This is a genomic window from Sphingomonas sp. CCH9-E2 (assembly GCF_001557215.1).
In the GTDB taxonomy this organism is placed as follows: domain Bacteria; phylum Pseudomonadota; class Alphaproteobacteria; order Sphingomonadales; family Sphingomonadaceae; genus Sphingomonas.
This window is the reverse complement of record NZ_LSJM01000121.1, coordinates 1-541: the sequence shown is the minus strand read 5'-3', so window position 1 is coordinate 541 and position 541 is coordinate 1. Positions and strand designations below refer to the sequence as shown.

Here is a 541-nt window from a genome sequence, read left to right as displayed (position 1 = left end):
CCCATGGGGTCACCCGCCAATTTCGAAGCCGCACTCGCCCGTATTGCGGAGGTGATGGACGAGCAGGAGGATGTGCTGGTCCTCTACACCACCAGCCACGGCGCGCCGTTCGGCGTGGTGTATAATGACGGCAATGAAGGGTTCGGCGCGATCTCGCCCCGCCGCCTCGCCGCACTGCTGCGTGCGCACGGGATCGAGCGGCGGCTGCTGATCATCAGCGCCTGTTATTCGGGCGTGTTCGTCCCGCCGCTGTCCGGGCCGCAAAGCGCGGTGGTCAGTGCGGCAGCGTCGGACCGGTCGTCCTTCGGCTGTGCGGCGGAGAATGACTGGACCTTTTTCGGCGACGCGCTGGTCAATCGCGCGCTGCGCAAGCCGCAGCCGCTGGAGACCGCCGTGAATGCTGCCATTGCCGAAATCGCGGCGTGGGAGACGCGCGGCAGGCTCAAGCCGTCGCTGCCGCAGCAGAGCATCGGGGTCGAGGTGCAGGCATGGCTGAAGCCGCTCGAGGCGCGCATGCCCAAGGTCGCGACCCCGCCGGTGG

1 protein-coding gene is annotated in these 541 nt (G+C 68.4%); it reads left to right on the top strand.

The features are described 5' to 3' along the window. Nucleotides 1–541: C13 family peptidase (locus AX681_RS06515; RefSeq protein ID WP_231734879.1), on the top strand; the 541-nt coding region annotated here is incomplete at both ends.